The 6,299-nt window shown below is 69.2% G+C and carries 9 protein-coding genes; 3 read left to right on the top strand and 6 right to left on the bottom strand.

Annotation, left to right across the window (positions count from 1 at the left end; translation table 11 throughout):
• Nucleotides 1-73 precede the first annotated feature (73 nt).
• The 4 genes from istB to OOK31_RS39240 form a co-directional block, all read right to left on the bottom strand.
• Nucleotides 74-880, bottom strand: coding sequence for an IS21-like element helper ATPase IstB (istB, locus tag OOK31_RS39255; protein WP_267091829.1), 807 nt, complete (start codon nt 878-880; stop codon nt 74-76).
• Nucleotides 880-2,130: an IS21 family transposase gene (istA, locus tag OOK31_RS39250; protein ID WP_267091830.1), complete on the bottom strand. Its 1,251-nt coding sequence runs from the start codon at nt 2,128-2,130 to the stop codon at nt 880-882. The genes istB and istA overlap by 1 nt, the downstream gene beginning before the upstream one ends.
• A 460-nt stretch (nt 2,131-2,590) precedes the next feature.
• A complete protein-coding gene (locus tag OOK31_RS39245) occupies nt 2,591-3,271 on the bottom strand; it encodes a hypothetical protein (protein ID WP_267091831.1) in 681 nt (226 codons plus the stop codon).
• Nucleotides 3,268-3,609, bottom strand: a complete 342-nt coding sequence (locus OOK31_RS39240; protein WP_267091832.1) for a PadR family transcriptional regulator — start codon at nt 3,607-3,609, stop codon at nt 3,268-3,270. Before OOK31_RS39240 ends, OOK31_RS39245 begins: the two co-directional genes overlap by 4 nt.
• An 88-nt stretch (nt 3,610-3,697) precedes the next feature.
• Between OOK31_RS39240 and OOK31_RS39235 the strand changes: the two genes are divergently transcribed.
• The 3 genes from OOK31_RS39235 (at nt 3,698) to OOK31_RS39225 (ending at nt 4,900) form a co-directional block, all read left to right on the top strand.
• On the top strand, nt 3,698-4,204 hold the full coding sequence (locus OOK31_RS39235) for a DUF2269 family protein (RefSeq protein WP_267091833.1): 507 nt from the start codon (nt 3,698-3,700) through the stop codon (nt 4,202-4,204).
• A 5-nt stretch (nt 4,205-4,209) separates the two neighbouring features.
• A complete protein-coding gene (locus tag OOK31_RS39230; RefSeq protein ID WP_267091834.1) occupies nt 4,210-4,497 on the top strand; it encodes a hypothetical protein in 288 nt (95 codons plus the stop codon).
• Nucleotides 4,498-4,756: 259 nt separating this feature from the next.
• On the top strand, nt 4,757-4,900 hold the full coding sequence (locus OOK31_RS39225) for a hypothetical protein (protein ID WP_267091835.1): 144 nt from the start codon (nt 4,757-4,759) through the stop codon (nt 4,898-4,900).
• A 52-nt stretch (nt 4,901-4,952) separates the two neighbouring features.
• Here OOK31_RS39225 and OOK31_RS39220 read toward each other — a convergent pair whose 3' ends face one another.
• Nucleotides 4,953-5,579, bottom strand: coding sequence for a hypothetical protein (locus tag OOK31_RS39220; RefSeq protein WP_267091836.1), 627 nt, complete (start codon nt 5,577-5,579; stop codon nt 4,953-4,955).
• Between the two features lie 224 nt (nt 5,580-5,803).
• On the bottom strand, nt 5,804-6,091 hold the full coding sequence (locus OOK31_RS39215) for a hypothetical protein (RefSeq protein ID WP_267091837.1): 288 nt from the start codon (nt 6,089-6,091) through the stop codon (nt 5,804-5,806).
• Between the last annotated feature and the right edge of the window lie 208 nt (nt 6,092-6,299).

Raw genomic sequence — 6,299 nt, 5'->3', positions numbered from 1 at the left:
TGTCGGCGGCGGGTGAATCGTGACCCACCCTGGCCGGTTGAAGATTGACCCCCGGTCCGTCAGTTGATGTTGTTCATTCCCCGGTGTTGGCGGGTGGAACCCGGCCGAGGTCGCGGCCGCGCATGCGGTAGCTGTCGCCCTTGAGGGAGATCACTTCGGCGTGGTGGACGAGGCGGTCGATCATCGCGGCGGCGACGGTGTCGTCGCCGAAGACCTCTCCCCAGCGTCCGAAGGGCTTGTTGCTGGTGACGATCACGGAGGCGTGTTCGTAGCGGCCTGAGATGAACTGGAAGAACAGATTCGCGGCCTCGGGTTCGAACGGGATGTAGCCGACCTCGTCCACGACGATCAGGGGAATCCGGCCGAGCCGGGTGAGTTCGTCGGCGAGTTTGCCGGCCTGGTGGGCGTCGGCGAGGCGGGCGACCCACTGGGCGGCGGTGGCGAACGCGACGCGGTGCCCGGCCTGGCAGGCCCGGATCCCGAGACCGGTCGCGAGGTGAGTCTTGCCGGTCCCGGGCGGCCCCAGGAAGATCACGTTCTCCTTCCCGACGACGAAATCGAGCGTCCCGAGGTGGGAGATCGACTCTCGTTTCACCGACCGCTGGTGGTCGAAGTCGAAGTCCTCGAGCGACTTCCTGGAGGGAAACCGGGCCGCCCGGATACGACTTTCGGCGCCGTGCGAGTCGCGGGCAGCGACCTCCCGCTGCAGGCAGGCCGCAAGGTATTCCTCGTGGGTCCAGCCCTCCGAGCGGGCTCGCTCGGCGAGCCGGCCGACCGAGTCCCGCAGGGCAGGGGCCTTCAAGGCCCTGGTGAGATAGGCGATCTCCGAGGTGACGTCGCGGCCGTTCGCCGTGGTCTTCGTGTCGTTTCCGCTGGTCATCACGCCGCTCCTTCGCCTGTGGTCAGTCCGCCGTCGATGACACCGAAGATCCGGTCATAGGAATCCAGCGACCGTTCTTCGACGTCGGTGTTCTGCGCCGGCACGGGCTTCCTGCCAGCGGCCGCCTTTCGGGCCGCCGCCGCGGCCGCCGCATGGTCGGGGTCGGTGAGGGTTTGGTGGCGGGCCCAGCAGCGGGCATGGCGGGCGACTTCGACGCCGTCGCAGGTCACAAGGACCTGGTCCAGGTCGGCGGCGACCTCGACCCGGCGGCCGATGGCCAGCGGGTGGACCGAGTAGTCGCAGGTGTCGAGGCGGACGTAGTGGTCCCGCGGCAGCCGCAGGGACGCCTTCCACCAGCCCGGCGGCGAGATCGGCGGCAGCTGGAGCATGCGTGAGCGGTCGGCTTCCAGCCGGTCCGACGGCCTCGCCTGCAATGTTCGGTGGATCCGCCGGTTGGCTTTGCTGAGCCAGTCCGCCAGCTGAATGTTGAAGTCCGCGGGGCTGGCGAAGACCCGGCCGGGCAGGAACGAGGTCTCCAGGTAACCGTTTGCCCGCTCGACCAGCCCCTTCGATTCCGGATCACGGGGCTTGCAGAGGACGAACTTGATGCCCAGCAGGCCTGCGAACGCTGCGAAGTCATCCGTCAGCCGCGGTCCTCCCGCCCGCCACGAGCCCACCGCCCCCTCGTTGTCCCAGACCAGGGCCCTGGGGACGGCGCCGAGGTCGGTCAGCAGCCGCCAGTGCCCGGCGATCAAATCGGCTGCGTTCCTCGAGGGCAGCATCCGGGCCGTGATCCACCGCGAATAGCCGGCCACCATCACCAGCACCGGCGGATGACCGCTCTGCCCGAACCCGAGCGGGACCTCCGTGGCCGGGAACCACAGATCACACTGGGCCAGATCGCCCGGCTCATAGACCGTCCGCGACGCCGGATCGACGGGCCGGTAAGCCGGCCGCAGATCACGGACCCTGTCCTTGAGAACGGTCATGCCCCGCTGCCAGCCAATCCGCTCGGCAATCACGGTCGACGGGATGTCCGGCCACTGTTCGAGCAGTTCACGGATCTGCGGCTCGACCGCATCGACGACCGAGCCCTTCGCCGCCCGCTGGTACTTCGGCGGCTCGTCATCGGCCACCGCCCTGCGGACCGTGTTCCGCGAGATCCCCAACTTCCTCGCGATCGCCCGGATCGGCATCTCCTCGGCCCTATGCAGCCGCCGGATCTCCGCCCAGTCCTCCACGCTGATCACCCATCCTCCCGACCTGACTCAACGAGTCAGGCCCTCGATGGGGGTCAACTTTCATCCGACGCCAACGGTCCACTTTTCACCCGTCGCCGACAGAGGGCCGCAGCCGCGATGTTCTGGCGGCCACCGAGTCGGATCTGGTGGCCTTCAAGAGGGTCCGGACCCTGTTGCAGGAACGGCCCATCGGCTTGTCGGCCTGGGGCAAGGAGTCTGGGCTGCTGGATCAGTACCGCTACTTCCGCGACGTCGGCCTGGGCGGGCAACGGCCGGACTCCCAGGTCGACCGGACCTTTCGCGGCTGGGCACCACGCCGCAACCGCGCGGGCTCCGACGTGGTTCCCAGTTCACGGTTCAAGCCTGCGCCAAATACGGCAAGGCCCGCACCCTCTACATCCCCGAGGACGCGATCGGCTCGGTCGACACATACGTCGCTCAGGGCGCGGGCTCCGCGGCCTCCCGTTCGTCAGGGGGCGGTGACAGGGAGGCGGGCGCAGCGGCGGCACGCGCGTGCAGAAGCGGCGATGCGCGCGTGGAGGGCGATGGTGATCAGACAGGCGGCCGCGGTCAGTGGCCAGTTGGTGGCCAGTACCGCGGCAGTGATGAGGGTCAGCGCGCTCAGCCCGAGGGCGACTGCCGCGGTGGTTCCCGTCCAGGCGACCACGAGCGGCAGTCGTTGCGGGAGGGGCAGTCGGCGGGCCAGTGTGCCGGTGACGGAGAGGCACACGGCCGCGAGCAACGCGGTGAGCGCTGCGAGGCCGCCGAGGTGGGCTGCGGCCACCTGGAGCGGGTCCGGCAGCCGGCGGTCCGCCGCCCGGGTGGCGAGCTCGACCAGGTACCAGCACACCAGCACGCACGGGATGATCAGCATGACGGTGCGCGCGGTGTGACGGGCCTGGGTGATGGTCAGTTCATGCTGAAAGCTGGGCGCGAGCTCGGCCACGGTGCCGAACTGGCAGATGGCTTGGCGGGCGGCGTCCCGGTCGGGTTCGGCATCGGGCGACAGTTCCCGCGCGGTGTCCAGGAGGCCTTCGCGCAGTTCGTCCACCATCTGGGTCTTGAGTCGGGCCGGGCCGTGCAGGGTGGCCGTCAGGTCCGCGAGGTGGGCTTCGATGGGGTCGTCGGCACGGGTCTCGGGCGCCTTCACGCGGCGTGTCCGGGGGCCGGCGCGGGTTCCAGCACCGAGCCGATCGCTGCGATGAACTCCCGCCAGTGGGTCCGCTCGGCGGCCAGGCTGCGCCGTCCGGCGTCGGTGAGTTCGTAGCAGCGCCGACGTCGTTCGCCCACCGACTCCCATGCGCTGCTCAGCAGTCCGATCCGCTCGAGCCGGTTGAGGGCGGGATAAATGGTGCCCTTGCGCAGCTCTAGTACGCCCCCGCTGCGCTCCTCGACCGCAGTGATGATCGCGTAGCCGTGCAGGGGGCCGGATTCCAGTACGGACAGCAGCAGTCCGTCCAGGTGGCCGCGTACCGCATCCGTCTTCATGGTCAGGCAGCCTACCTAAGTGACTCTCCCTGTGCTACTTATAGATCGGTAGCCAATCTATTGGCAGCCAATCCATGAAAGGATCCCTGTGACCAAGCTGCTGCTCTCGCTGCACGTCCTGGCCGCGATCCTGGCGATCGGGCCGATCACCGTCGCAGCCTCGATGTTCCCCCGCTACGCCAGGCTGTCGGCCAGCAGTGACGCACCGGAGGCCAACGGCCAGATCACCGCGTTCCTGCACAAGATCTGCCGCGGGTACACGGTCGTCGGCATCGCCGTCCCGGTCCTCGGCGTCGCCACCGGCGCCCGGATGGGCGTCCTGACCGATGCCTGGCTGCTGACGTCGATCGCGCTCACGGCTGCCGCCGCGGCCCTGCTGCTCACGGTGGTCCTGCCCGGGCAGGCCCGACTGCTCGCCCAACCCGCGGATGCATCCGGCGCAGGAGGGACAGGCACCGGCGTGGCCACGAACGCCATGCCGGAGCTGCGGTCGGCGGCGGCGCGCCTCTCCATGACCACGGGGATGTTCAACTTGCTGTGGGCAGCCGTCGTCGTCCTGATGATCGTCCGCCCCGGCTCCACGACGGGAGCCTGATCAGCATGCGAACCCTACGCATCGCGGCCGCAGTTGAAGCCGGATCCCTCACGCTCTTGCTGCTCAACCTGTCCACCGTGCACACCGGGGTGATCACGTCGCTGGGCGGTCTGCTCCACGGCACGGCCTATCTGGCCACTATCGTCGCCGTCTTCCTCACTCCCGCCCTCGCGCGGCCGGGAACCAAGGGGTGTGTCTTCATTCCCGGCATCGGAGGGCTCCTCGCGCTGCGCCTGCTGGGGCAGCAGCCACCCGCCTCCTCACCCGACAGACTGCCCGGCGCCGACAGATGACTGGGAAACGATCACCGACAGCACGGGAAACCCCTCTCCCGGCGGGCTGCTCAGACGCAGGCTGACGACTTCCCTGGGTGCCCCGAAACGGGTGCACCACACCCCGCCCCACGACCGGAAGTCCACGTCTCGTGAGACATGCGAACCGCGAGGAACATCTCCACGCCCACGTGGTGCCCCGCGAGGCCGACGACGGCCTGCCCCTGCCCTGGAGCCGGCAGCAGGCCGCCCGCGCCGCCGCGCAGAACTGAGCCTCCTCGTGACCGGCACCAGCACCCTGGTCATTGCCCGCGAGCCGATCCCGGCCGGCCCCTTCGTGGCGCGCCGCTACAGCGTGCTGGTCTGCACCACCCTGACCGACACGGCGGCCGCCGACTTCACGCTCATCACCAGCAGCCGCTGACCCGATTTCAGAGATTCTCATCAACTGCCCTGCTTGCCCTAGTAGTGCTTTGTTACTGAGCTTGTAGTCGTGGTGTCGTCGCGAAGAAGACCCGGTGGGCGGGGCGGTTGTCGGTGTCGGCGTAGCGCAGGACGTCGCGGAACGGGTGGGGCAGGGACTGCTGCAGGACGCAGACGCCGGCGGCCGCCCAGGCGAGAGCCGCCTCCAGATCGCCGGTGACGCGGGGCTGGCCCAGGTCGTCTTCGTCCAGCTCGGGGTCGTCGTCCGCGTCCTCGTCGTCGAGGCCGGCGTACTCGTAGGCGAAGGCGGCGTAGGAGTCCAGGTCCCGGGGGTGCAGGAGACGGCCTCCGATCGTGACGCTGGCCTTGTGGTACGCGGTGTGGTGTTCCTCGCTGGAGTCCTCGTCTGGAGTCCAGATCCGCTCCATCGTCCACTCCGGCCGCGGGGGCAGTGCCGCGACCTTCTTCTCCAGCGGGGACAGCCCGCCCGGCTCGTCGGCGCACTCGGAGTAGTAGGCGGCCGAGTCGAACCGGTATGCCTCCCCCTCCGGCGCCCACGCGAGCAGCGGCCGGTCCAGCTTGCGCAGCGCCTCCACGGTGAGCTTGCCCGTGGGCGCGAGCCACGGGATCGCGCCCTCCGCCGTGGCCTTGGCTTCCTTCTTGTCGAACCCCATCCACATGACGGCCAGTGTCCCGCTTCCCGAACCCGGCCAGGGGAACTGTGACTGAGAGTCCTACTTGGCCAGTCTGAGCATCACGGTTGGCCACACCACCTGACCTCCACAAACAGTCCGCTTGCGGCGCTTTCGGACCACCCGACCGAACCCCGATTTGACCGCGCATCGCCGACGGGTCAGCTTTCTGACCTGCGCGAACGCTGCGTGTCCCGTGACAGGTTCAGTCGTCACGTGGTGCCCTGTTTTGGTGCTAGGCGAGCGCGCGGTAGGTGCTCGCGATCCTGGGGGCCTGGCCCTTGCGTTTGCCGGTGGGGGTGCAGGTCGGGCTGGATCTGCTCGACCGACTCGCCGTTCGCGCGGCGCCGGAGCACGGTGTGCAGCATGTCGTCGGTGATGACGGGCGGCCGGCCGCCGTGCTTGCCCTTGCGGGCCGCCGCGTCGAGCCCTTCGAGGGGGGACTCCCGGATGTTCTCCAGCCTTGGGACTGGTAAGCCGTTGGCGCTGAGAATGATCATGGTCTCTAGCTGCGGATCTCCGGGCGAGGCCGTGGCTGGCCGGTGACCGATGACCGGTCACCGGCCGTTCGGGAGTTGCACGGACCGGTCACGGCGCTGACGTGCTGTTTGATCGATCGCGGGCGACGGATCGGTCACGCTCGGCCCGCTGACCGGTCACGGTCCAGCTGGGCAAGCCCTCGTCACGGAGGGCTTGCCCAGCGTCCGG

The organism is Streptomyces sp. NBC_00249 (genome assembly GCF_026342355.1).
Taxonomy (GTDB): Bacteria; Actinomycetota; Actinomycetes; order Streptomycetales; family Streptomycetaceae; genus Streptomyces.
Note: the sequence above shows the minus strand (reverse complement) of the source record. Positions and strands in the feature narration are given on the sequence as shown.

What these genes read in the sequence shown, in the direction of transcription:
- OOK31_RS39240 (WP_267091832.1), bottom strand. Translation starts at nt 3,609, where the DNA reads ATGAAGACGGATGCGGTACGCGGCCACCTGGACGGACTGCTGCTGTCC.
- OOK31_RS39215 (WP_267091837.1), bottom strand. Translation starts at nt 6,091, where the DNA reads ATGATCATTCTCAGCGCCAACGGCTTACCAGTCCCAAGGCTGGAGAAC.
- istB (WP_267091829.1), bottom strand. Translation starts at nt 880, where the DNA reads ATGACCAGCGGAAACGACACGAAGACCACGGCGAACGGCCGCGACGTC.
- OOK31_RS39230 (WP_267091834.1), top strand. Translation starts at nt 4,210, where the DNA reads ATGCGAACCCTACGCATCGCGGCCGCAGTTGAAGCCGGATCCCTCACG.
- OOK31_RS39220 (WP_267091836.1), bottom strand. Translation starts at nt 5,579, where the DNA reads ATGTGGATGGGGTTCGACAAGAAGGAAGCCAAGGCCACGGCGGAGGGC.